Below are 24455 nucleotides of genomic sequence, written 5' to 3' on the forward strand. Positions count from 1 at the left end.
GGGTTGTGTATGAAACGACGGTGAAGCATAGGCAAGCTACCTAGCGAAAAAATCGCGTTTTAATAGGCTTCTTTGGCATGCCTACTTTTCCATCACTCGCTAGTTTTAAAACAAATCTAGTAATTTACTTTGTTAGTTTGATGGGCATGTGGCGCTACCCCTAAAAAACTTCATATAAACTTCATATAAACTTCCTATATCTCTAGATAAACTACTGATTAACTTCATACATACTCCAGATTCCTCCTATAACATATAAGACATCAAGGAGGTAAGAAATAATGAATTTTATAAAACGAGCATTTCTTAGTATCACAGCAAAGAAAGGAAAATCTTTACTCTTAATGGGGATCTTTTTTATAGTTATAAGCCTAGTGTTGGCAGGATTCTCTATCCAAAATGCATCGAATAAAGCAACAGATAATGCAAGGAAAAAACTAGGGGCTTCTGTTACATTAAGCACCGACCCTCAGAACTCTATGAATAGGTTGAATAGGGAATTAAAAGAAGAAGAAGCTGATCAATTAACAACTTCAAAATATGTTAAAAATTACAATTACTCATCTAGAACCTCTGCAGTTGCTGAGGGGTTTCAACCCATCGGGTGGTCAGATGAATCTCAAGAAAGCATGGGGGGGATATCACCACCAGAAGGAGTTGAGATACCCAACGTAATTATAGAAAGTACAATGGAAAGTGGATTATCCAAAAGTTTTGAAACAGGGGAAAGCAAAATAGTTGAGGGAAAACCAATCACCAAAGATTTACAAGGTAAAGAGGTTGCTTTAATTGAAAAAAGGTTAGCCAAAGAAAACAATCTAAAAGTAGGAGATAAGATCAAGGTAAGATCAAAAATAGATAAAGAAAAAACTATAGAATTAGAAATAGTTGGCATTTATACAACAAAAGAGAAAAACGATGGATTTAGTTTACCTGTATTGGACCCAGTTAATAAACTATATGTTCCCTATAAGGCTGTCGACAAATTTGAGGATGAAGTGTTTGCTTCTTTTGAGGCTGTATATTATTTAGATGATCCACTGCACGTTAATGCATTTAAAGAAGAAGCAAAGCAATCTACTATTGACTTTGATGGGTTACTATTAGATGCATCGGAAAGATTATATAAACAAATGATTGGTCCTATTAAAAATATCGCATCCACTTCTCAAACGATTGTATATATAGTTTCCATTGCAGGTGCCATTATTTTAGGGTTAATTATTATGTTATCTATTAAAGAGCGTCGTAAAGAAATGGGGATTTTATTATCCATTGGCGAAAGGAAATGGAAACTTATGGGGCAGTTATTAGTAGAAGTATTATTTGTAGCTGTCTTAGCATTTGGATTATCTTTAACAACAGGATCTAAAGTTTCTCAAGTAATAGGTGATAATTTACTTTCCAATGAAATTGCTACAGCAGCAGATTCCAAAGATGAAACAACAGGAATGATGGAAGAAGTTCCACCAGATATTGACTCTAAACAAGAAAAAACAATCGATAAAATTGATGTAAGTGTAACGGGAGAAGATATCGGAAAAGTAGGGGGAATTGGATTGGTAATCGCCATACTAGCAACTATTCTTCCCGCACTATCTATTCTACGCTTAAATCCAAAACAAATTCTTTTAAAAGATGAGTAAGGAGACTCTATATGGAGACGATTTTACAATTTAAAAATGTGAACTATTATTATGAAGGCAATCTAAAAAAAGTAACGATATTAAACAATGTCAATTTCTCTTTTCAAACGGGACAGTTCTATACCGTTTTAGGACCATCTGGCTCTGGGAAAACGACAACTCTTAGTTTAGGATGTGGATTGGATGCACCCAAAAGTGGGTATGTACTTTACAAGGGAAATGACATTCAGAAAATAGGGTTAGATCGATACCGTAATCAACATGTATCCATCATCTTTCAATCGTTTAATTTGATTACCTACATGACCGCTCTTCAGAATGTATTAACGGCAATGGAGATTACAGGTGTTAAGGTGCAAAATAAAAAAGGACGAGCACTAGAATTATTAGAAAAGGTAGGGCTCACAGAAGTAGAAGCGAAACGAAACATCTTGCAACTTAGTGGTGGGCAGCAACAACGTGTGGCAATTGCCCGAGCATTATCTTGTAATGTTGATTTATTAATCGCTGATGAACCGACCGGAAACCTAGATCAAGAAACATCAATGGAAATCATTGAATTGTTTAAAGATCTTGCTCATAAAGAAAACAAATGTATTATTGTCGTGACACACTCACAAGAAGTTGCCAGACAATCTGATAAAGCAATTTATCTTAAAAATAAGAATTTAGTTGTGAGAGACATGTCGAAATAAATAATCCCCCACCTAAGCATGAAGTGACTCCTAAAAGTTAGACACGGTTATTTTATTAGGCAGCGGGTTGGGTATGAGTTCGATATTGTATCGGACTCATACCTTTTAGCTTTGCCTTAATTCGTTTGTTGTTGTAGTACTTGATGTATTTTGCTAATTCTAGTTTAAAATGATCTATACTCTCAAATTCCTTAAAATATAGGAACTCCGATTTCATCATCCCAAAGAAATTCTCCATTACGGCATTATCGTAACAGTTCCCTTTACGTGACATACTTTGTGTGATACCACGTTCCTTTAAGGCTTGACGGTATTGTTTCATTTGATAATGCCAGCCTTGATCGGAATGCATTAGGAGCTCATCGTCTTCTGACAAGCGTTTAAAAGCCTTTTCCAACATCTCTGAAACAAGGGAAAAGGTAGGTCTAGAGCCAATTGTATAGGTGATAATCTCACCATTAAATAAGTCTAATACAGGTGAAAGATAGAGCTTTTCTCCAAATAATTTAAACTCTGTAATATCTGTTACCCATTTCTCATTTGGCTTTTCAGCTTTAAACTCGCGATCCAAAACATTCGGGGCAATCTTGCCAACCGTCCCTTTGTAAGAGCGATATTTTTTCATGCGTACCAAGCATTTCAAACCCAACTCTTTCATTAATCGCTGTATTTTTTTATGATTTACTTTTTGTCCACGGTTCGCCAATTCATCGCGAATACGACGATAGCCGTAACGTCCTTCATGTTCGTCATAAATCGCTTTAATCGTTTCTTTTAAATCTGCATCTGGCTCAAGACGATTCATTTTTTTCACTAAATAGTAGTATGTGCTGCGTGGAATCCCTGCTAGCTTCACCAATGCTTTCACCGGAAATTCATGCCTTAATTCAAAGACTATTTGCGCTTTGTCTTGTTTGGTGATTTTTCCTTGCTTTGAACTAAGGCATTCAACTTTTTTAAATACGCATTTTCCATACGTAATTTCTCTAATTCAGCTTGTAGTGCTTTTACTGACTCTTCAGTTGGCACTTGTTTCTTTGATTGTTTTTGATTATCTTTTTTCATGGATAGACACCCCTTTTTCTTTGGCTCAAGGGCATCTAGTCCATGTCGCTCTATCTTTTTTTTCCAAAATAATAAAAGAGATGGTGTGGATAAATTGAAAATCGCTGCCGTTTCCCTGACAGATGTACCTTGATCATTCATGTAATTAATTACATTCAGTTTAAACTGTGCAGAATAATTTGCATAGGACTTTATAAAAGCTTTTTCACCATGGTATTCAAAACATTTAATCCAATAGTGAAATGTTTTTGGATCAATTCCTAGCTTTAAAGCAAACGAATGGTAGCCTTTTCTTCCATTCAAATAACATTGAACAGCCTCAATCTTTTGTTTCGCAGTAAATTTAGCCACTAATTTACACCTCCAATTGTTAGATGTGTGTCTAACAATTGGGGTGCAGTTCAATCAATGCTTTGAGGTGGGGGATTATTTATTTATTTCTTTATTATAGGGGGGATCGTAGCTGAAAATTGTACACTTTGTTCTATATTATTCATGGTGTACGTAATAGAAAGTGCTGCGAAAATTTGTTTTACAATATATAATCCTAAGCCACTTCCACCCGTATTCCTATTTCTTGATTTTTCTACTCGATAAAATGGTTGAAAAACTTGTTGAATATCCTCTTCGTTAATCTGTACCCCTGTATTAATGACTTGAAATTGAATGTCTGATTGTTGTGAATTCTGAGTGAGTTGGATATATACCTTTTCATCAAATGGAGAGTACATAATTGCATTATGAATAATGTTTTTACAAGCTTTTTCTAGAAGATTCCCATCTGTCGAAACAAAAAGATGTGAATCGATTTGTTGTATAATTTGAATATTCTTTTGTTTAGCAAAAAAGTCTAGGTTTTTAGTGATGGTATAAATGAGCTCGGAGAGATTTACCTCTTCTAATTTTGGTTTCAATTTATTAGGTTCTAGTTTTGACAGACTTAAAATCTCGCGAACTAGATTCTCCATTTTTTCAACCATTTGGTAATTCTTCTTCAAGTATTTGTCACGATCTTGATACGGACCTATATTATACATCATTCCTTCTACATACCCTTTTATCACAGTAAGTGGAGTTTTTAATTCATGTGCTACAGTTGCAAAAAATTCCCTACGTTTTGTTTCTATTTCTTTTTCTTTTTCAATATCGCTTTTTAATTGATGATTCGTCTTTTGTAAATCGAACATAGTTTGTTGTAAGTTAATGGACATATCATTGAGGCTATTCGATAATTCACCTAGTTCATCATTGGAGCGAACCTCAATTTTTTCAGAAAAGTCTAGGTTTGCCATTTTTTGTGCACCTTGATTAATATATAGGATAGGTCTCGTTATAAGCCTCGAATATAGATAGGCACTTCCAATTCCAATAATAATTACAATCATACTGATATAAGGTAGAAACAGCACTAATACCTTTGAAGCTTCATCTATAGGTTGTAATGTTGCCTGTATGTGGAGATTATACGTAACATCTTGAAATTGTACCTCTTGATAAATACTATATGAGTCTTTTGATCTAATATCGCTTAATTTTTCTATAGTAACGCTCTCTTTGGTAAATAGAGAAAAGGGGTACACTCTTGTTCCATTTTCACTTTGGATGTATAAAATTGCATTATTATTCTTTGCATATTGGTTAAGAAATGGTTCTGCCTCTTGAAGTGTAAGATATTTGGATTTTTCCAATGTTTCTTGTAATCCTGCTTGAAGTTCGTTTGTTTTATACTTTTCATAAAATGTAGGGAGAAAAAAGTATATAGTTAAATAAATTAAGATGGCAAAAGAAAACAAAATGAGTGATGTAATCATAAAGAGTTTATAGGTAATTTTCTTCAGTTTCATGATGTTACGAATCCTATTCATCGATTTTATAACCAATGCCCTTTACTGTTTTAATGTAGGGGAAATCTAATTTTTTTCGTATATTTTTAATGTGCGTATCAATCAATCGTGTTTCTCCTTGATACTCGTATCCCCAAACTTGCTCTACAATGCTTTCTCTTGTGAGTACCCTTTTCTTGTTTTTAAGTAGAAGTTGCAGAATTTCAAATTCTTTTGTTGTTAAGGGTATTTCAACCTTATTAACATATACTTTATATGCATCACAATCGACATGTATTTCTTTAAAAACTAAATGACTATCCGTGCTTTGATTATAGCTTCTTCTAAGTACTGCCTCAACCCGTCTAATCAAAACATGAAAAGAAAAAGGCTTCGTAATATAGTCATCAATTCCAAGATCAAAGCCCTTCACTTGATCTTGTTCTTCTTCTAACGCAGTCAGCATAATAACTGGTACATTTGACTGACTGCGAATCATTTTCGCAACTTCAAATCCGTTAAGGTTTGGCATCATCACATCCAAAAGAATTAAATCAAAGGATTGCTTATTAAATTGTTTCATACCCTCTAATCCATCTGATGCAACTTCAACCGTATATTGCTGTACCATTAAAAATTGTTTAATTAGTTCTTGAATTTCTTGATCATCCTCTATCACAAGAATACGATCATTCATTATCTATCACCTCTTGTAACGATTATAACATCGTTATCTGGAGTTTATGTGGAGATGGAATTTGTATATGGTTGTGAATTTTCATAAAACATCTATATGGACTTACTTTTCAAAATGCTTTGTTTGCCTTCTTAATATGGATCGGCTTTAACTCCTAGATTAGAATCCCTAGGCTATCAGGAAGCCTTGCCTCTTCCGCAATATGGTCTTTTAATGAATTAACATGACTAACCTTTTTAAACAGCATTAATAAATGTAGCAACTTATTTACTGGTTTAAACATCTTTATTGTTATTTAACAACAGTAATGTAAGATATTTGCCATGTAAACTATATGACGGACTAGAGCAGCAACCCTGTGACTAAGCCTTATAGTAGATGTAAAAATGCCTCTCTTTGGGCATCACTGCTTTTAAGGGGTGATTATTATGATAAAGAAGGAAAATGTTTCAATCTTATTTTTATTCTACAATAACTTGCTTAATAAGATTTCTGCCCTATGATAAACTTTTATAGCTATGCTTTGCCTTAATTATCGTAACTCCTTCATTTTCACTACTTTTCAACGATTTACTTGTCCAAGTACCACTATCATTCACCAAATTTACAAGTAAACGATTATACATACGTTTCCAATCGTGAATATAAGAAGCAGATAAAATCAGCATCGACAACGAACGACTCTCACGCTCCACTTCTAAAATATTAAATTGTTTTCCCTTTACCATATATACTTCTGCAATCACATATTGTCGTTTGGTTACGCCATCACTTAATTTAGTAAACTTACGCTCTCCTGATCCTCCCGGTAAAACATCCATAAACGCTCGAATTGCTTTTTCTTGTGGATATTGTTCTAGAACTTTTAAAACATTAATAAAATCCTTTAGTTCACCTTGAGCCTGGATTTCATGTAACATTTGATACTCTAACCCTCTAGCAAATTGGCGACCTCCAGTGTCTGCTGTAGATCGAATTGAATCATTGCTGCCATAGTATTTCTTAGTATTCTCATCTTCTTTCATTCGTTGCTTTGAGGAACTACTTTTAATTCGTTTGATTTTAGGTACCGATGTATATTCATGTTTCAATGATTAAAAGATTGCTTTTTGTTCTTTACAGCTTTTCTAATAATCTCTTCCAATGCAGCATCAGTATTTACTGTAATAATTGCGTTCTAAATCCGACAGAAATTCATGCTGTCTGTTTGTTTTTATTCCTTTTAAACGAGTTGAACGACCCTTTGAAGATACATCTTGAATCTTCAACCAAGGTTTATAATCTACTCCAATACCGGTCCCTCGACCTTGTTTAATCCACTGTTCAATCTCAGATGTTCTTTTTCTTTTCGACATAAAAACACCCCTTTAGATATGATTATCTAAAGGGTAAAACGGTGCAACTTTTTTATAAACGATTCGACTTTTTTCAAAACGGTTTAATTTTTTATAAACGGTGCAACTTTATTTCAAATCCACAGCAAAGCTTCTCAACTTTTTTATAAAAGTCGCGACTTTATTTAAATTCCACAAAATTATCGAACTTTATTTCAAATCTACAACAAACTTCACGCCAACAAATCTTCTACTCCACCGTCACCGATTTCGCTAAGTTTCTCGGTTTGTCAATGTCACAGCCGCGCTGGAGCGCTGCGTAGTAAGCGAGAAGCTGCAGCGGTATGACAGAAACGAGTGGTGTCAATAGTTCTTGAACCGCTGGGATTACGAATTTGTCGCCTTTTTCTTCCAAACCTTCCATAGAGATGATGCACGTATTGGCGCCTCGCGCTTCCACTTCTTTGATATTGCTGCGGATGCTTGCGTTGACGTTTGCTTGTGTTGTCAGTGCAATAACAGGTGTTCCTGTTTCGATTAAGGCAATCGGCCCATGTTTTAGTTCGCCGCCAGGAAATCCCTCTGCTTGGATGTAGGATATTTCTTTTAGTTTTAGTGCGCCTTCAAGGGCAACGTAGTAATCGATGGAACGGCCAATAAAAAATGCGTTTCTTGAGGCCGTCAAAAATTGTTGTGTCAGCTGTTCAATTTTTTTCTTTTCGTTGCATAGAACTTCCATTGTACTGGCAGCAATGGCAAGTTCATAGCTTAAATTCTCGATTCCTTTGTCTTTTGCGATCATGTTAGCGAGAATAGAAAGAACAGTTACTTGAGCTGTATAGGCTTTTGTCGATGCAACTGCAATTTCAGGTCCAGCGTGTAGCAAGAGTGTATTGTCTGCTTCGCGGGACAAGGTTGAATGTGGAACGTTTGTTATCGTTAATGTCGGGAATTCTAATGCCTTCACCTTTACTAAAACCGCTCGGCTATCGGCTGTTTCGCCGCTTTGTGAAATAAAGATAAAAAATGGTTTTTTGGAAAGGAGGGGCATGTTATAGCTAAACTCGCTTGCAATATGCACCTCTGTTGGAACATGAGCCAGTTTTTCAATCAGTTGTTTACCGACGAGCCCTGCATGGTAGCTCGTTCCGCAAGCGATAATATAGATACGATCTGTTTCGTTCATTGCTTGAATAATTTGGTCATCAATAGAAAGCTTGCCATCTTCATTCAGATAGGCTTCCATCATTTTGCGAACAACAAGTGGTTGTTCATCGATTTCTTTTAACATATAATGCGGGTATGTTCCTTTGTCCAATTCATTTTCATTCAGTTCTACAATGAATTCGGCACGCTTCACTTCAGAACCGTCTCGTTTCTGAATAGTCACTTTGTCTTTTTTGACGATCACCATTTCTTCATCCATGATTTCTAAAAAACGGTCTGTCATGTGCAGCATAGCAGCAGCATCGCTAGCGATGACATTTCCATCTTTTCCAAGACCGACGAGCAGTGGGCTTTTATTTTTTGCCACATATATCGTTTCCGTATCTGCAGCATCAAGAAGCGCTAGTGCGTAAGAGCCATGAAGCAGCTGTAATGTCAACCGGAATGCTTCTTCAGTCGAATTACCTTCATTCACAAATCTCTCCACTAGCTGTACGATTGCTTCTGTGTCAGTATCACTCTGCAATGCAACCTTTGATAAGTAATCACGTTTTAGCTCTGCTTCGTTTTCAATCACACCGTTGTGCACAATTGTAAAGCGACCGCTGCTGCTTTGGTGGGGATGAGCATTCAAACGACTTGGCGCTCCGTGTGTTGCCCATCGTGTATGCCCAATGCCAACCGTAGCAAGTCCGGGCGCATCTACTATTTTTCGCAGATCAGCAATCCGGCCTTTCTCTTTGCTTATTGTAATACCATTGTCATGCGCTAACGCAATGCCAGCCGAATCATAACCTCGATATTCAAGCTTTTCTAATCCCTTTAACAATATTTCCTGAGCATCTTGACTTCCTATATAACCAACAATTCCGCACATATTATTTTCCTCCCGTTGATAGGGGCAGGAATACCAGGGGCATTCTTACCCCTGTTCTTTCATAGCTGTTTTAAATTTAATATTCACGCACATGCTTTTCCATTTGTCCATCAAGTTGCCCTAATGTTTTGAGAAAAAGCGTTCGACTGTGTGCTGCAATCGGGAGGTACCCGCCGAAAATTCGATTATCCTCCACCTCGTCAACAAAGCATTTTGTCGTTCAAAGCTTTGTTCTGGCGCTTTTTTAAATCTATTGTCTTACGATCCTCCTTTCAAGAATGATGTACAAAAGTACACTTCATTTTACAATCAACAATTTTCCATTGTCAATCTTTTTTTCATCATGAGGAATTTTCCATAACCACATCTAACTTTTCTTAAGATAAGAGTTTACACCAACATCCCCCGAAAAAGAAACGATTTTCTTTTTCGAGAACATCCTTTTTAACTTGAAAAAACCCTAATGAAGAAATTTTCCATTTTCTACTTCCACTTTATTTGCGAGTTGCAGTTCATTTTACTATAATAAATGAGTAGTAGTGCTTGTTCGAAAAGATTTCGGACAACCTCTTATACATAGCGATTTTAAGGAGGAAAACAAATGGCTTTTGAAAATAAAGTAGTAGAAGCTTTTATTGAAATACCAACAGGCAGCCAAAACAAATATGAATTTGACGAGGAACGTAAAGTTTTTAAGCTTGACCGCGTGTTGTTTTCACCAATGTTTTATCCAGCAGAATACGGATTCATCGAAAACACATTAGCATTAGACGGCGATGCACTAGACATTCTTGTTCTCGTATCCAATCCTACTTTTCCTGGATGTATCATTGATACACGTGTAATTGGATTTTTAAACATGATTGATAGTGGAGAAGAGGATGCAAAATTAATTGGGGTTCCTGTTGAAGATCCACGCTTTGATGAAATAAAAACATTAGAAGATTTGCCGCAGCATCGTCTAAAGGAAATCGCTCATTTCTTTGAACGCTATAAAGATTTGCAAGGAAAGAAAACAGAAATTGGCAAATGGGAAGGCGCCGAAGCTGCTGCTGCTTTAGTTGAAGAATGCAAGAAACGCTATGCGGAAAAGCAAAAGTAATACAAGCATTAATGAGGCGGGAGAAGCTTACAGGATGCTTATCATGATAAAAAAGCTCATTCATACAGAGGAATGAGCTTTTTTACATGTAGAAATGTTAAAAATCCTTACTCTCCTTTAATCAGTAACGTGTCTTCAGATAAAATAACATCATCTTCTAATTCATTCCATTCTTTCAGATCATCAATAGACACTTGATAATGCTCTGCAATTTTAGTTAATGTATCTCCTTGCTTTACAACATATTCATGCTTATTTTTAGTTGGAATAATCAGGATCTGCTCCTGATGGATCGTATCACTTTCTAAATGATTCACTTCCTTTATCAGTTCAACACTCGTTTCATTCTCAGCAGCAATGCTCCACAACGTATCTCCCTTTGCTACATCATAAAGCATGACATCTGTTTTATTCATATCTGCTTCTTCTTGTTCAACATTGTCAGAGGCTGCATTTTCTTCAGCGCTCCCGTCAGTTTCAGGCTGCTTCGCGTTTTCTTGTTGATAAATGACATCCTCGAATTGTTCTTCTGTTATATCTTCTAATGCTTCATCGACATGATGATCGTCATCAATCTGCTCCTCCTCTTGCTCTTCCTGTTCATAAGCAACAGCAGCAGCAGGAATTGTCCAGTATGGGTCATGATTAAGGGCATAGACAACATCGCCAATGTTACCATTGCCAAACACTAAGAATGGGTCAATTGCATGTATTTTATCAATTGTCCATTCACCATTATGTATCTCAAAATGAAGGTGAACACCTGTTGAATTCCCGGTGTTCCCCATTTCACCAATCATTTGTCCTTGTGCTACTTGTTCGTTCTCGTCTACACTTCTTGTATCCAAGTGGGCATAAACTGTTTCCAAGCCATTATGATGCCGCAAGAAGATGACATGGCCATACGACTCAGAATAATATGATTTGATTACCGTTCCTTCATCTACAGCATAGATAGGTGTTCCTAACGCCCCAGCAATGTCAATCCCTTTATGCGTATGTTGACGAGCATGGAAAACGTCGGAAATCGTTCCCTCTGTAGGAAATATCCAATCATGGGTTGCTTCCTGAACATCGCTATTAGCATAAGCTCGTCCACTAATAAACAGAATCGTAATAAAAAGTCCCATAATCACAGCTACAAAAAAACGTTTGAGATAATCCTGCACTCTATTCCCTCCTGAGCTGCATCGTTTTCAATCATCATATGAAAGCTAGGATATATATAGACCACATATTTTAAAGACTTTGAATGATCATGTAAAAAAATGGAGTGTTATCATTCTCTTTATTGCGCTATTCTTTGTAAAAAGTCCATTTTTATACAATTAATCATAAAAATAAGGGTTAAGCCGAACAAAAGGTATGAATCGTTTATTTGCTGTAGGAGCAAGAAATGAGGAAATAACGCATCACATTTCCATTTTGTTACTTTTAAAATAACTTTAAACAAAAAAAGAGCTGTTCCCAATAAAGGAGCAGCTCTTCTATATAAGATATTGATATTTAAAGTAACTTCCTCACTTCAAAAGCCTAGAAACCCCATCCTCGTTTAAGCATTGTATACTTTATTTTGTTTCAAACAACATACGATTAGGTGAGTATGGAACTTCCACTTTCTCAGAAAAATTAAATCCACCCCATTCTTCGGGGGACAAATTTTGAAATTCGACCTCTTCATAGCCGAAGTCCTTTGCAGTTAATAGAATTCCTTCCATCATTCTCATCTGCTGTGTCTTATCACCATTCATTAGGTCATAGTGGGAGCGAAAACGAATAATTGGCGGATGATTTTCTTGCTCAATCACCGATAATGCCACTTCCTTCGGTAGTAAAGGTTCATAAAAGTCATTTGGTGTATTTTTCATTGCTTCTAACGCTTCTGCTAATGATGAATAAGATAATTCCGATGGCGCGACATACGTTGCACCATTTTTTAAAGTATAAGCATAATAATTAGTGTGTGGTGTATGGTCAATAACTATTTTTCCGATTTTACCCATATTCCCGAAGTTAAGGATGTTTCCCTCTTCATCTGAGATGTTCACAGCTTTTACATCTTGATAACGAAAACTGTATTGCAATGCGTTCCAAAAATTATGTTCTCCGTAGATAAAATAATCTACATTTTCTTTTAAATGGAGAAAAATCTCCTCATTATTCTTCTCCATATTTACTTCCTCATAAAACTGAGGTGGTGTTTCAGAAAAGCCCCATTCTTCCAATGGCAGCTTTTCAGCAACTTCTTTAAATTGCGCTTCCCAGCTATTTTCTCTTGCTTCTTTAGGCATCATTACACTTATTGGAACAGTGATTGCATCCTCGGTGATAAAACCATAATTTATCACATCATATTGAGTAAGATGATCTTTATACACGGCCGTTTTATTGACCGTTGCATCTGTTAATACAACGGATTCTTTTATTGCTTTATCTTGTGCATTTGATAAGGCGCTATCCATCCGCTCCGTTGCAGCACTAAACGGTCCCACCTTTGCGTCTTTCGATGCTGAAAGATCAGTATCCTCTTTCTGTACAATAGAAGGAATGAATAAAATGAGGAAAAAAATAGCTGCAATCGACGCAAATATAGGAACCAATAATGGTCGATATCGTTTCTTTTTATTCATTTTCCTTTCAACAGCTTGGAAGATTTCTTCTTTAAGGAGGTTATCTTTTAGACGAGGCATTTTTTGTAGAAGATGTTCGATGTCATGTTCTTGATACTCTTCTTTAGCCATCCGCTCTACTCCCCTCTCTTCTTTATTTCATTCATCGCTTTTTGAAGGGTTTTTATCCCCCGATGCTGGGTTGTTTTCACTTTACTCTCTGACCATTTAAGTACTTCAGCTGTTTCGCGAATACTCATCTCATTCAAGTACCGCATAACGATAACCATTTTTTGATCCAACGTACAATAATCTAAAGAATGGTAGAGCATCCTAATTTCTTCATTTTGTAGTGCAATTTCTTCTGGTATTTTATTAATATCATCTTTAATTTGATCATGATCCCAGTCAAATGCTTCTTGGATTTTGCCTTTCCAGCCTTTTTCTTTTCGAAAAAAGTCAATCGCAACATTTTTAGCAATCGCTATCAACCATGTCTTTTCTGTGCTTTTCCCCTCAAAATGACGATAAGACTTTAACACTCTAATATACACTTCTTGTGTAAGATCCTCCGCCTGTTCCCGATTTTTCACCATATACATTAAGAAGTGAAATAAATCTGAGTGATATCTTTCATATATCTCTTCTAAAACGGAGTTCATTAATACTCCTCCCCCGTTATTCAATTAGTCGATCATTTTAAAAAAAAGTTACAAAAAGATGAAGTTTCTAGTAATGAAGTACTGATTCCAAAAACAAAGGATATTCTTTTTCATCTTAGCAGGCAACCCCATCATGATAGAGTATTAATTGCCGGATGAAGTGATACTTTTCTCTCCTGTCATTCCTTATCCTCCGATATTTTTTAACGTTCTTCTTATTATAAGACTGGCAAAAACCAAACTGGAAGCTGAAAAAACTTCCACTTTCTTGCCTTTAGAACAATTAAATGGAGATAAAGTGAAACTTTCATGAGTGGGGGGGTTCTCTCATCCCCACTGATAAGAAGTAGAACAAAGGCTAAGATCGCAGGCGTCCTCGAAAAAGAAAAGCGCTTTTTCTTCGTGCGATGTATCACTGCCGAAGCTTTCCTTGTCCTGTCGGCCTGACTTGCCAGTTAGATGTGGGATAAAGTGAAGCCCAGTGAAGCGTCTCCCTCACTGAGCTCAATGTTTCTCATGGAACAAGATTACTCGTCATATTTCTCTATTCTTTTAGAGATATTCAAAAAAACTATCTTTTCATGACTGTCGAATTTCTGTATCGTAATACGCCTTTGTTGTCATACTCCCATTAAAATCGTTCTCTATATCCAATCGATTAAAAAAAAATCAATGCATTCTGTATATTCCATTCTCGTAAGCTTTGTTTCTTTTACATCAGTCTTTTTGAAACTTTTTTCAGTATATCATGGAAAGATGCAACTGTCCTCAACTGCCTCTAAATTAATATTACTGTTTTATGACTAAGTCCTCATTTTTCGGTAAACTGATAGAAAATGTCGTTCCTTGTCCAAGCTTGCTTTTTACAGATATCTTGCCATTGTGCGCTTCTACAATATTTTTTGCAATGGCCAGTCCTAGACCGGTTCCCGATCTTCCCCGCGTTCTCGCTTTATCCGCTTTATAAAAACGCTCGAACACAAATGGAAGATCCTCTTCTGAAATTCCTGACCCATCATCCTTAACAGCAATCGTGATCGCTGTATCAGTTTCCTCATGCGCGACGGTTATGTTGCCATCTTTTCCAGTATGTCTAATGGCATTATCTATTAAATTGGTCAGTACCTGCTCCATCTTATCTGAATCTACAGACATCACCCCGCCTGGATCAGTGGTATGATAAGATAAATGAACATCATTATCACGAGCCAGCCCTTGAAATTTGACGGTAATACGCTCTAAAAAAGGCTTCACTTTTATTATTTCTTTCACCAAGGTGGTATGGCCAGCCTGCATCCGTGCTAAATCCAACAACTCGTTCACGAGGCGGCCAATCCGCATCGACTCATCATGAATGATTTTCACGATCTCTTTCCGTTCTTCTTCTGTTGTTGCCATATCATCAATAATAGCCTCACTATATCCTTGCAGCATAGCGATTGGCGTTCTTAATTCGTGTGAAACATTAGAAACGAAGTCGATTCTAAGCTTATCTAATCTTCGTTCTTCGGACATATCACGAACAACAGCAACTGCTCCCCGTACATGCTTATGATTGTACAATGGACTGACAATGACAACATATGAGCGCCCTTGCACTACTAACTCTCCTGTTTGTTCTTTTTCCGTTTCAAACACTTTCTTTAGCAACGCTAATAATTCAATCGGAGCAGACAAATTTGTTTTTTCTTCCTGTTCAAAGTACCACTGCTGCAAGAATAGTTCTGCAGGCGGATTCGTTATTAATATCGTTTCATCTCTGTTAAAAGTGATGACACCGTCCGCCATGCTGCTTAATATACTCGTAAGCTGCTCTTTTTCTTGACGGAGTGCGTTCATATTAAATTTTAACTGCCTGCCCATTTGATTAAAAGCTGTCGCAAGTTCACCAATTTCATCATTTGTTAATATTGGAACCTTTGTGTCAAATTTTCCTTTGGACACTTCAAAAGCCGCCTCCCGCATTTTTCGTAGTGGAGCGGCAATTCTTGTAGATAGGAAAAAAGCAAAAAAAGTTGTTAAAACAATGGCAATACCAGCTGCCAATACAATAAGCTTCGTTGTTTGCAATGTTGTTTCGTGCAGTACACCAAGCGATTGATAAATAAAAACAGCACCTTGCTCGTCTTCTTTTATGTTTAAAGGAACACCAGTAATCAGCACATTTTTATCACGATTCCTCTTTACATCTTGATCAGGAATCGTCATTTCTTTTTTCACAATGATATTTTTTGAAAACACACTTGCAAGCTCAGCATCACTCATGATAAGGTCTTTATCAATACCGGGAATCGACTCTTTATACGGTGAGTATAAAAAATAATCCCGGTTATAAGCAATCATTACGTGTGTTGTCTCGTCAACGATTTCAAATGCAATCGCATTTCCAACTTCATCAGTTGGATGCGATTCAATTAAAAATGCAACTTTTTGGGCTGTTTCTGTTAAATCTTTTTCAATTTGGTTCACATGATAGTTCTCGAAAAACTCCAACAACAAAATCGTTAATAGAAACAAAACGAATGCGACGAGAAGAAGAATCGTCATCCATAGCTTGCCTACTACACTCCGCCATAGCTTCATTCATTTGTGACCTCAAATTTATAGCCTACTCCCCAAACAGTCACAATCATTTTTGCAGCACTTTCAGATACACGGTTTAATTTCTCCCGCAATCTTTTAACATGGGTATCAACCGTACGAAGATCACCGAAAAACTCATAATGCCATACTTCTTTTAATAAATGTTCACGGTCGAAGACTTTATCTGGCGACTTTGCTAAGAAGTATAGCAATTCATATTCTTTTGGCGTCAGATTTACTTCTTTTCCATCAGCAGTGACGCGATGAGCATCATTATCAATCATTAAATGAGGATAAACGATAACATCCTTAGCTGTTGTATCTGTATGTAAATAGCTTGTTTTCGATGCCCTTCTTAATAAAGCCTTTACCCTCAGCACGACTTCACGAGGACTAAATGGTTTGACAATATAATCATCAGCACCGACTTCAAAGCCTTGTACACGATTTGTTTCTTCCCCTTTTGCTGTCAACATAATAACAGGTGTTGATTTCTTTTCACGCAGTTCTTTGCAAACTTCCATCCCATCTTTGCCGGGCATCATCAAATCAAGGAGAATGACATCATATTCTTTCTCCAGCGCTAACTTCAAGGCTTCGTCACCATCAGCAGCTTCTTCAATGATATACTTTTCCCTTTCTAAATACATCTTCAGCAAACGACGAATCCTTTCCTCGTCGTCGACTACTAGAATGTTAATATCCTGTTCCATTTTTCACTTCTTCCCTTCCTCAGACGTTTGAACAACATCTATATACTTCTATTGCCTATTGTATAAGAAAAGAGGCTTTACTTAAAGTATGACCTCCGTTTTGTACAGTTCTCAATCAAAATACCGCAAATTCTCACTTTATTTTACAGTTATCGTTAATATAGCGCTATTAGATGGGAGTCTATCCCATCTAATGATAAAAGTCCACTGAATCTCTGCAATGATTAATGAATCGCCATTCTTCATTATATATCTCGACATGGACAGAGCTCAAATGCAAAAACTTTTAAAAAAAACACTTTCACACTTTTCGTACTATTAACATCGAACGTAAAGACTTGAATGAAATAATGAAATTTACTTTTAAAAATGAAGAAGACTGTCTCAATATTATTTGAGACAGCCCAATCATTCATACATATTTAAGCATATGAATGCAAGCCTGCAATCACTAGGTTCACGACAATAAAATTAAACATTATAATAGCAAAACCGATGATTGCTAGCCAAGCTGATTTTTCACCGTGCCAACCTCTCGACAAACGTAAATGAAGAAATGCAGCATAAAATAACCATGTAATGAGCGCCCAAACTTCTTTAGGGTCCCATCCCCAAAATCGAGACCACGCAATTTGCGCCCAAATCATCGCAAAAATCAAACCGCCAAGCGTGAAAATCGGAAAGCCGATTAATACAGAACGGTAGCCAATTTCATCTACTAAATCCAAGTTAACCTTTTTAGTTAACGGCTGCAGCAATGCACCGATTCTTTTCCTCGCAATGAGACGAATCAAAAGATAAATGATACTGCCGACTAGAAGGCTCCAAATATTGGTATTTAATTTTTGTGCATTGATAATCGCTGGCATCTCAAGGAGCGGTTCAAATTTTCCGGCAGTTAAGAGTTGGCCTTCATGAGGTCCGACAATAGCAGGCATTTGATATTCCATTTCTACTTGCTGTCCTTCTTTATTCACCCAACTAAATGAAGCCTTGTAATCTACTGCCGAAAAAGAAATGGAAACAACAATAAATCCAATAGTAAGCACCAACGTGTACATGATTGCTTCAAGCCAGAAGGTCTTTTTGCTCTTAACAGATTGATTGACAGACTTCAATAGATAGATTAATCCTGCGACAAAACTAAGCGATAAAATTGCCTGCCCAGCTGCAGCCGTCGTTACATGAATATAGAGCCATGAACTCTTCAAAGATGGCACTAAAGGATTGATTTCACGCGGAAACATCGTTGCATAAGCGATGATTAAAGTCGCAATCGGCAACACAAATAAGCCTAAGACTGACAGTTTATAAATATAGTAGATAACGATAAAGGCTCCTACCAACATCATGCCAAAAAACGTACCAAACTCAAAGAAATTACTAACAGGTGCATGGCCAGCAGCGATCCAACGAGTGATAAAATAGCCTAGTTGGGAGATAAAACCCATGATTGTGATCATCATTGCAATCGTTGACCAGCGATTCGTTTTCGGAATCTCCCGTTCATCCTTTTTCTGGCGAATTGATCCACCAAAAAAGAGCATTGCTAATAGATATAAAACAAAAGCTGCATATAGCAAAGCACTGCTTACTTGTGTTAAATTAGTTGCCAACTTGATCCCCCTTTTCTTTTCGTTTTTTTAATTCTTGTTGATCAACTGGTGCTTGTAGATCTGTATCTTTCATCATGAACTCCAATTCTCGCTTTAATCCATACCAGTTTTTGTTTGTGTGTGCAGCTAGCAATATGCCATCTTGATTTCTTTGCAGCCAAATGCGGCGATGATTCCAATATGCTCCTTGCACAACCCCAAACATAAAAATAAACCCTCCGATTCCAAGCAGCCATAGCGTTAAGTCTTTGCGAATTGTTAAAGAAGAAACGTTTCTTGTGTCGACTCCTTTAAAAGTCATTTTATACTCCGTGTCTCCCAATGGTTCTACTGTCTGTTGAATCGCGACAAAACTAACTTCCCCATCAGGATGCTCTGGGCTGGTCATTTTAAATAAAAATGCTGGATTATTTGGAACTGGAGATGCTGTCTGCGGTTCGCCGTTGCTGGCAAACCCAGAAAAATCAGGATACAGCCCCATTAACTCCACTTTTCGGCCGTTGCCAAGATCATACTCGTCTTGCGGATTAAAAAGATCAATCGTAACAGTGCCAAATGACTCTTCTGTCTGCTTTTTGACTAAATCAAACGTCATTGCTTCGATTTCATTTAGCTTGTAAGACATTTGATAGACTGCAAAATGATCGAATTTCAAAGGCTCATTTACACGAATTTCAACTTCTCTTTCTTGATCAAATTTATCTTCTCCCGGCAGACCATCATCTGTACGTTTATAAAGAATCGCATCTGTTTGGAAATTTTTCTCTATTACTCCAACACGATCAATGGCTTCCCCAAATACTTCCTTATCTGTTTCTTTATCGTACACTTCAACGATAAATTTTTTGTTTTCCAGCATATATTCACCATTTGTACCAGGGATCACTTTTTTTTCTCCCTCTCGAATCCAGAGAAGTTCATCTACATACATACCTGGTACGGAGCGCAACAATATGCCGATCAAAAAAATAATGAGCCCGATATGATTAACGTAAGGACCCCAACGTGAAAAACGTCCCTTCTCAGCAAGAATATTGCCATTTTCTTCACGAATTCGATAGCGTTTTACTTGCAGTTTTTCTTTCGCTTGAGCAAAAATTGCATCCGCTTGTACTGTCTCGGTATAGCTGTAAAGACGCTGTCTTTTTAAAAAACCTTCATTTCGTGTCACACGCTGATTCTTTAATGCACGATATAAAGGCACAAATCGATCCAGGCTGCAAATAACGAGAGAGACGCCAATGGAAGCGACAAGCAGTTTATACCATAGCAAGTCATATAAATCGTTAAATCCTAATTGATAATATAGTTTGCCGAACCAGCCATACTGTGTTTCATAATAATCGGCAATCTCAGCGGGTGTTGCTCCTGGTACATACATCTCTTGCGGCAAAACAGTTCCAAGCGCAGAAGCAATCAATGTAATGACAATAAGCCACACACCAACTTTGACAGATGAGAAGAAAGACCAAATCTTATCAATGATTGTTCTGTTGTATGTTTGCGATCGCCTCGCTGTACCCTCATAGCGCATATCATGCAGCGTTTCTTTTTTTGCTTCTTCTGTCAGCGCTTTCCCACATGATTCGCAGAGGATGGTTCCATGGGGATTCACATGACCACATTCGCATTTAATCATTTGTTTCATTTGCCACTCCCCCCATTATTAAGGCATTACGGATTTCATTAATGCTTCAATATTTTTTTCCGTTAATTCACCTTTAGAAATATGTGTAACCTTCCCATTCGGGTCGATCATCACTGTTGTTGGAAGTGGAACAATCCCATAAGTCTGGAGCACATCCTTCTTTTTATCAATGAGAACTGGAAAGACTAAATCATGCTTGTTAATAAATTTATTAACAGCAAAATCAGACTCGCCGACATTGACAGCTAATATTTCCACCCCTTGATCGCGAAATACTTTATATTGATTATTCATATAAGGCATTTCCTTTTCACATGGTTTACACCACGTCCCCCAAAAATTAAGAAATACTCCCTTGCCTCGATAATCAGATAATCGATGCTTATTGCCTTCAACATCTGTTAGAACAAAATCAGGCGCTTGATCGCCAACCTTTAATTTTCCGCGTTCATCTTTCGTAAAATTCGCATAAACGACATAGATAATAGCAATAGCTAATACAGAAAGAATCACACTTCTCATGATAAAACGACGTTGCTTTTTTTGAGCCATATCCCCCAAAACCCCCTCATCAACGATGTATGTAAATAGTACTTGATCGTTCAAAATGAACATCATATATGACAAAACACAAAACTACTTTTACACACTCTCAATATTAAATACGACAGATTTTGCTTTTCATTATATCATTATCTCTAATCTGCCTTGTGAAGACTCTATGAAGGTTATGTGAAATCTTTGGCGAGGAGTATGCACGGTCTACATACTGCCTGATTCAGCAAGTGCTCTTAATTGCTTTACCTCATGAGGCGTTAAAGGCCTTACATCACCTGCATTTAGTCCTCGCAAATGTAAAAATGCAAATTGTTCTCGCCGCAGCTTTTCAACTGGATGGCCTATCGCCTCACACATTCTGCGGACTTGACGGTTGCGTCCCTCGTGAATGGTAAGCTCAATAATTGCATGCTGACCCTTTCGATCGCGCTTTACTACTTTTACTTTTGCCGGCTTTGTCATGCCATCTTCTAGCTTGATTCCTTTTCGAAGCTTGTCTAATGCTTCACGAGTAGGAATCCCTTTTATGCGGGCAATATAGGTTTTCGGAATTTCATAGCGCGGATGCATCATCAGGTTGGCAAAGGCGCCATCATTTGTGAGCAGTAAAAGGCCAGATGTATCATAATCAAGCCTGCCAACAGGATAAATGCGTTCTTCAAACATGCCAATGTAATCTGTTACGACCTTGCGTCCTTTGTCATCATGAACAGAAGAGATGACGCCGCGGGGCTTATAAAATAACAAATAAACCTTTTCCTCTCTCTCAACTGGGATGCCTTCCACCTCAATGCGATCACTCTCACTTACTTTTGTACCTAGCGTTCTTACTTCCTTGCCATTCACACGAACTTTTCCTTCTAAAATTAATGCTTCTGCTTTTCGACGAGAAGCAATCCCAGCCTGAGCAATGACCTTTTGTAAACGTTCCAACTTTTTCACCTCTACATTATGAACTTGTATCCTTTATGAATTATTACATATGAATGATAAAAATCAAAGAATCTTCTCTTTACAAAATCATACTGCTTTAAAAAAATAATGACTTCTAGGTTTAGAAGTTGCAATCTATCATTCACTATTTTTGTTTTTTCAAATAAAAATGTTCGGCTGCTAAGAACCGAACATCCAGGAAATAATGACAATTGCCGCTGTAATACCGACTAAATCAGCTAAAAGACCAACCTTTAGTGCATCTCCCATCTTTTTAATGCCAACTGCACCAAAGTAAACGGTTATAATATATAACGTTGTATCTGTACTTCCTTGTATCGTTGAGGCCATTCTGCCAATGAAAGAGTCTGGTCCATGCGTCGCGATGATATCACTCATGACACCTAGGGCTGCATTGCCGGATATTGGCCGAATTGCTGCAAGCGGCACGATTTCAGAAGGTACTCCCAGTCTCAATAAAACTGGTTCTGCTAAAGAAATAAAGAAATCCAACGCTCCTGATGCACGCAGTATCGTGATGGCAACGAGCATTCCAACTAAAAAAGGGATAATGGATAGTGCGATCTGAATGCCTTCTTTGCCCCCTTCTACAAAACTCTCATAGACTGCAACTTTTTTCCACGTACCATGCAACAAAATAATACCAATTAATAGAGGGATAATCCAAATCGATATCGCTGTAATCCATTCCATCTTATTTCCCTCCATTACGTGTTCGTCGATAATAAAAATACCGATCAATTAAAATAGCGCCAAGTGTTGAAGTACAAGTTGCCACTAAGGTTGGACCGACAATCTCTGTAGGAGACACCGACTCATAGGTCATACGGATACTAATGACAGTCGTAGGGATAAGCGTTAACCCAGATGTATTCAATGCAAGGAAAGTGATCATAGAGCGGCTTGCACTAGTACTCCCATTATGAAGGGCTTTAAGCTGCTCCATCGCCTTTATTCCTAAAGGTGTCGCTGCATTTCCTAAGCCAAACATATTCGCAATCATATTAGATAAGATATACCCCATCGCAGGATGATTTTCTGGTATATCAGGAAACAGCCGTTTGATTACTGGATAAAAGAGTTTTGACATCTTATCTAAAAGTCCAGAATCTTGTGCAATGCGCATCATTCCCAACCAAAAAACAAGAATGCTTATTAAACCTATACATAATACAACTGCTTCATTAGCGGCTTCAAAAATAGCTGCGTTGACGTCATTCATCGTGCCATTCACAATGGCAAAAAGGAAACCTATTATCATCATCCCGACCCAAATATAATTCACCATTTTATTTCACACCAGCAATCTGTAAAGATATTGAAACAAAAAAATGAAAAAAACCTTTCTTCTCTTCTTTGCTCTCCCCATCATAAACAGGAATCTCACTAATCATGTGGTCTTGAAAATAAATTTGTGCTTTTCCAACCATCTTATGCTTCTCAGCGTTTTCTTCCCATTCTTTTGGCTTCATAAGCTTGTATTTAATCCGTACATCTTTATACTCTTTCTTTGACAGTGGGTACGTAATCGTCTTTAAGATTAATACTTTATTTGGCTGTTGCGCCTTCTTAATCGGAATCGTCCCTTTTTCAAGCACGATCACTTCTTTATAAGTAGAAAATCCATATTCAAACATGTTTATATGATCTTCCCAATCGCTTGGAGCATCGAGTGTAACAGCAATTAGATTAAAATTATTTTTTGTTGCAGTGGAAACGAGTGTCCGATTAGCTCGCTTCGTGTACCCTGTTTTTCCTCCAGTACAATAGCGGTATTTTTCTGTCAATAAACGATTTTTGTTTACCCACTTGCGATTCCATTCACTTTCAGGATTTGGCGCATGATGCACCTTCGTACCAGAAATTTTTCTAAATGTATGATCATTCATTGCATAACGTGTCAACAAAGCCATATCGTAAGCGGTGGAATAATGATCTTCGTGATCATCGAGTCCATGAGGATTAGCAAAATGGGTATTTTTCATTCCGATGCTTTCCGCTTTTTGATTCATTAAAAAAACAAATCCTTCTAGACTGCCGCCGATATGTTCGGCAATCGCAACAGCTGCATCATTGCCAGAACGCAGCATTAAGCCATACACCAAATCTTCCATTTTTATTTTTTCTCCTACTTTTAAATAAAGAGAAGAGCCTTCTGTATACACTGCCTTTTCATTTACTGTTACAGTATCATTTAAAGTCCCAGATTCTACCGCAAGAATTGCTGTCATGATCTTCGTAATGGAAGCAATTCTTCTTGTTTCATGAGCATCTTTTTCAAATAAGACTCGCCCGCTTTTTTGCTCCATCAAAATGGCACTTTTCCCACTAACAGACAATTCCGCTGATGCTGTATGTTGTTGCTGAAAGATGAAAAAGAACATGATAAGTAGAATGAGGAAAATATGATAGACTGGCTGTCTTTTCATTATTTATTGCTCCTCCCGCCTCCTAGGTTGTTCAAAAAATCAAAACGAAGTTAGAAAAGATGCTTGTATATTTATCTGCTGCATTTTCTAGGTCTGATGGGCTACAATGCAACCTCGACGTATAAGTACTGTTATCAAGTGAGCGCATTATATTTTGGCACCATCTTCTCCATCGCCGTTAGCTTTGTCCTTGAAATTATTTGTTCTTTTTAGTCAAGCCCAATTTGAGGAAAGCGCCGATGTATGAAGTAAAGCAACTGATCGTTAAATGTCTGAT

At 37.2% G+C, this 24455-nt stretch carries 20 protein-coding genes and 1 pseudogene; 3 read left to right on the forward strand and 18 right to left on the reverse strand.

The annotated features are described in order from the left end of the window. The first annotated feature begins 281 nt into the window (after positions 1 to 281). Together J2S08_RS18455 and J2S08_RS18460 are read left to right on the forward strand one after the other, a co-directional pair. Complete coding sequence (locus J2S08_RS18455; RefSeq protein ID WP_307232168.1) at positions 282 to 1646, forward strand: ABC transporter permease; 1365 nt, start codon at positions 282 to 284, stop codon at positions 1644 to 1646. An 11-nt stretch (positions 1647 to 1657) separates the two neighbouring features. Beyond that, positions 1658 to 2341 (forward strand): ABC transporter ATP-binding protein, encoded by a 684-nt coding sequence (locus J2S08_RS18460; RefSeq protein ID WP_307232170.1) that lies wholly within the window; start codon positions 1658 to 1660, stop codon positions 2339 to 2341. Positions 2342 to 2396: 55 nt separating this feature from the next. Here J2S08_RS18460 and J2S08_RS18465 read toward each other — a convergent pair. The 6 genes and pseudogenes from J2S08_RS18465 to glmS form a co-directional block, all read right to left on the reverse strand. After that, positions 2397 to 3757 (reverse strand): IS3 family transposase gene (locus tag J2S08_RS18465; RefSeq protein WP_307232171.1). Its coding sequence is split into 2 segments (ribosomal slippage): positions 2397 to 3301 and positions 3301 to 3757, totalling 1362 coding nucleotides; the frame shifts between segments, so codons are not numbered across the junction. Positions 3758 to 3840: 83 nt separating this feature from the next. Then, positions 3841 to 5250: a sensor histidine kinase gene (locus tag J2S08_RS18470; protein ID WP_307232173.1), complete on the reverse strand. Its 1410-nt coding sequence runs from the start codon at positions 5248 to 5250 to the stop codon at positions 3841 to 3843. A 13-nt stretch (positions 5251 to 5263) separates the two neighbouring features. Further along, on the reverse strand, positions 5264 to 5929 hold the full coding sequence (locus J2S08_RS18475; RefSeq protein WP_307232237.1) for a response regulator transcription factor: 666 nt from the start codon (positions 5927 to 5929) through the stop codon (positions 5264 to 5266). Positions 5930 to 6423: 494 nt separating this feature from the next. Next, positions 6424 to 7017, reverse strand: coding sequence for a Tn7-like element transposition protein TnsE (locus tag J2S08_RS18480; protein ID WP_307232175.1), 594 nt, complete (start codon positions 7015 to 7017; stop codon positions 6424 to 6426). Positions 7018 to 7089: 72 nt separating this feature from the next. After that, a pseudogene (locus tag J2S08_RS18485) lies at positions 7090 to 7281 on the reverse strand (TnsA endonuclease N-terminal domain-containing protein); the annotation flags it as partial. A gap of 229 nt (positions 7282 to 7510) precedes the next feature. Continuing rightward, positions 7511 to 9304 (reverse strand): glutamine--fructose-6-phosphate transaminase (isomerizing), encoded by a 1794-nt coding sequence (gene glmS, locus J2S08_RS18490; RefSeq protein WP_307232177.1) that lies wholly within the window; start codon positions 9302 to 9304, stop codon positions 7511 to 7513. Positions 9305 to 9905: 601 nt separating this feature from the next. On the opposite strand from glmS, the gene J2S08_RS18495 reads away from it, so the two are divergent. After that, positions 9906 to 10406, forward strand: coding sequence for an inorganic diphosphatase (locus J2S08_RS18495; RefSeq protein ID WP_307232179.1), 501 nt, complete (start codon positions 9906 to 9908; stop codon positions 10404 to 10406). Between the two features lie 107 nt (positions 10407 to 10513). Here the strand turns inward: J2S08_RS18495 and J2S08_RS18500 are convergent, their stop codons facing one another. From J2S08_RS18500 to J2S08_RS18555, 12 genes are all read right to left on the reverse strand, one after another. After that, the gene (locus J2S08_RS18500; protein ID WP_307232181.1) at positions 10514 to 11575 is read right to left on the reverse strand and encodes a M23 family metallopeptidase; all 1062 of its coding nucleotides are present in this window, start codon (positions 11573 to 11575) and stop codon (positions 10514 to 10516) included. Between the two features lie 399 nt (positions 11576 to 11974). Then, entirely contained in the window at positions 11975 to 13147 is a 1173-nt protein-coding gene (locus J2S08_RS18505) for a hypothetical protein (protein WP_307232183.1), read from the reverse strand. A 5-nt stretch (positions 13148 to 13152) separates the two neighbouring features. Continuing rightward, on the reverse strand, positions 13153 to 13677 hold the full coding sequence (locus J2S08_RS18510; protein WP_307232185.1) for an RNA polymerase sigma factor SigX: 525 nt from the start codon (positions 13675 to 13677) through the stop codon (positions 13153 to 13155). Between the two features lie 789 nt (positions 13678 to 14466). Further along, positions 14467 to 16260 carry an ATP-binding protein gene (locus J2S08_RS18515; protein ID WP_307232187.1) on the reverse strand — a complete coding sequence of 598 codons (1794 nt, stop codon included), beginning with the start codon at positions 16258 to 16260 and terminating at the stop codon, positions 14467 to 14469. Then, positions 16257 to 16973 (reverse strand): response regulator transcription factor, encoded by a 717-nt coding sequence (locus J2S08_RS18520; protein WP_307232189.1) that lies wholly within the window; start codon positions 16971 to 16973, stop codon positions 16257 to 16259. Before J2S08_RS18520 ends, J2S08_RS18515 begins: the two co-directional genes overlap by 4 nt. Positions 16974 to 17395: 422 nt before the next feature. Then, a complete protein-coding gene (gene ccsB, locus J2S08_RS18525; RefSeq protein ID WP_307232239.1) occupies positions 17396 to 18520 on the reverse strand; it encodes a c-type cytochrome biogenesis protein CcsB in 1125 nt (374 codons plus the stop codon). Positions 18521 to 18578: 58 nt separating this feature from the next. Further along, positions 18579 to 20237, reverse strand: coding sequence for a cytochrome c biogenesis protein ResB (resB, locus tag J2S08_RS18530; protein WP_307232191.1), 1659 nt, complete (start codon positions 20235 to 20237; stop codon positions 18579 to 18581). An 18-nt stretch (positions 20238 to 20255) separates the two neighbouring features. Continuing rightward, positions 20256 to 20789 carry a thiol-disulfide oxidoreductase ResA gene (resA, locus tag J2S08_RS18535; RefSeq protein WP_307232193.1) on the reverse strand — a complete coding sequence of 178 codons (534 nt, stop codon included), beginning with the start codon at positions 20787 to 20789 and terminating at the stop codon, positions 20256 to 20258. Between the two features lie 210 nt (positions 20790 to 20999). Then, positions 21000 to 21728, reverse strand: coding sequence for a pseudouridine synthase (locus J2S08_RS18540; RefSeq protein WP_307232195.1), 729 nt, complete (start codon positions 21726 to 21728; stop codon positions 21000 to 21002). A gap of 180 nt (positions 21729 to 21908) precedes the next feature. Continuing rightward, complete coding sequence (locus J2S08_RS18545) at positions 21909 to 22442, reverse strand: spore maturation protein (protein WP_307232198.1); 534 nt, start codon at positions 22440 to 22442, stop codon at positions 21909 to 21911. 1 nt (position 22443) lies between these two features. Beyond that, positions 22444 to 23037, reverse strand: a complete 594-nt coding sequence (locus tag J2S08_RS18550) for a nucleoside recognition domain-containing protein (RefSeq protein WP_307232200.1) — start codon at positions 23035 to 23037, stop codon at positions 22444 to 22446. Position 23038: 1 nt separating this feature from the next. Then, complete coding sequence (locus J2S08_RS18555; RefSeq protein ID WP_307232202.1) at positions 23039 to 24178, reverse strand: D-alanyl-D-alanine carboxypeptidase family protein; 1140 nt, start codon at positions 24176 to 24178, stop codon at positions 23039 to 23041. Between the last annotated feature and the right edge of the window lie 277 nt (positions 24179 to 24455).

Origin of the sequence: Bacillus chungangensis (assembly GCF_030812995.1) — a bacterium.
Classification (GTDB): Bacteria; Bacillota; Bacilli; order Bacillales; family Bacillaceae_C; genus Bacillus_CF; species Bacillus_CF chungangensis.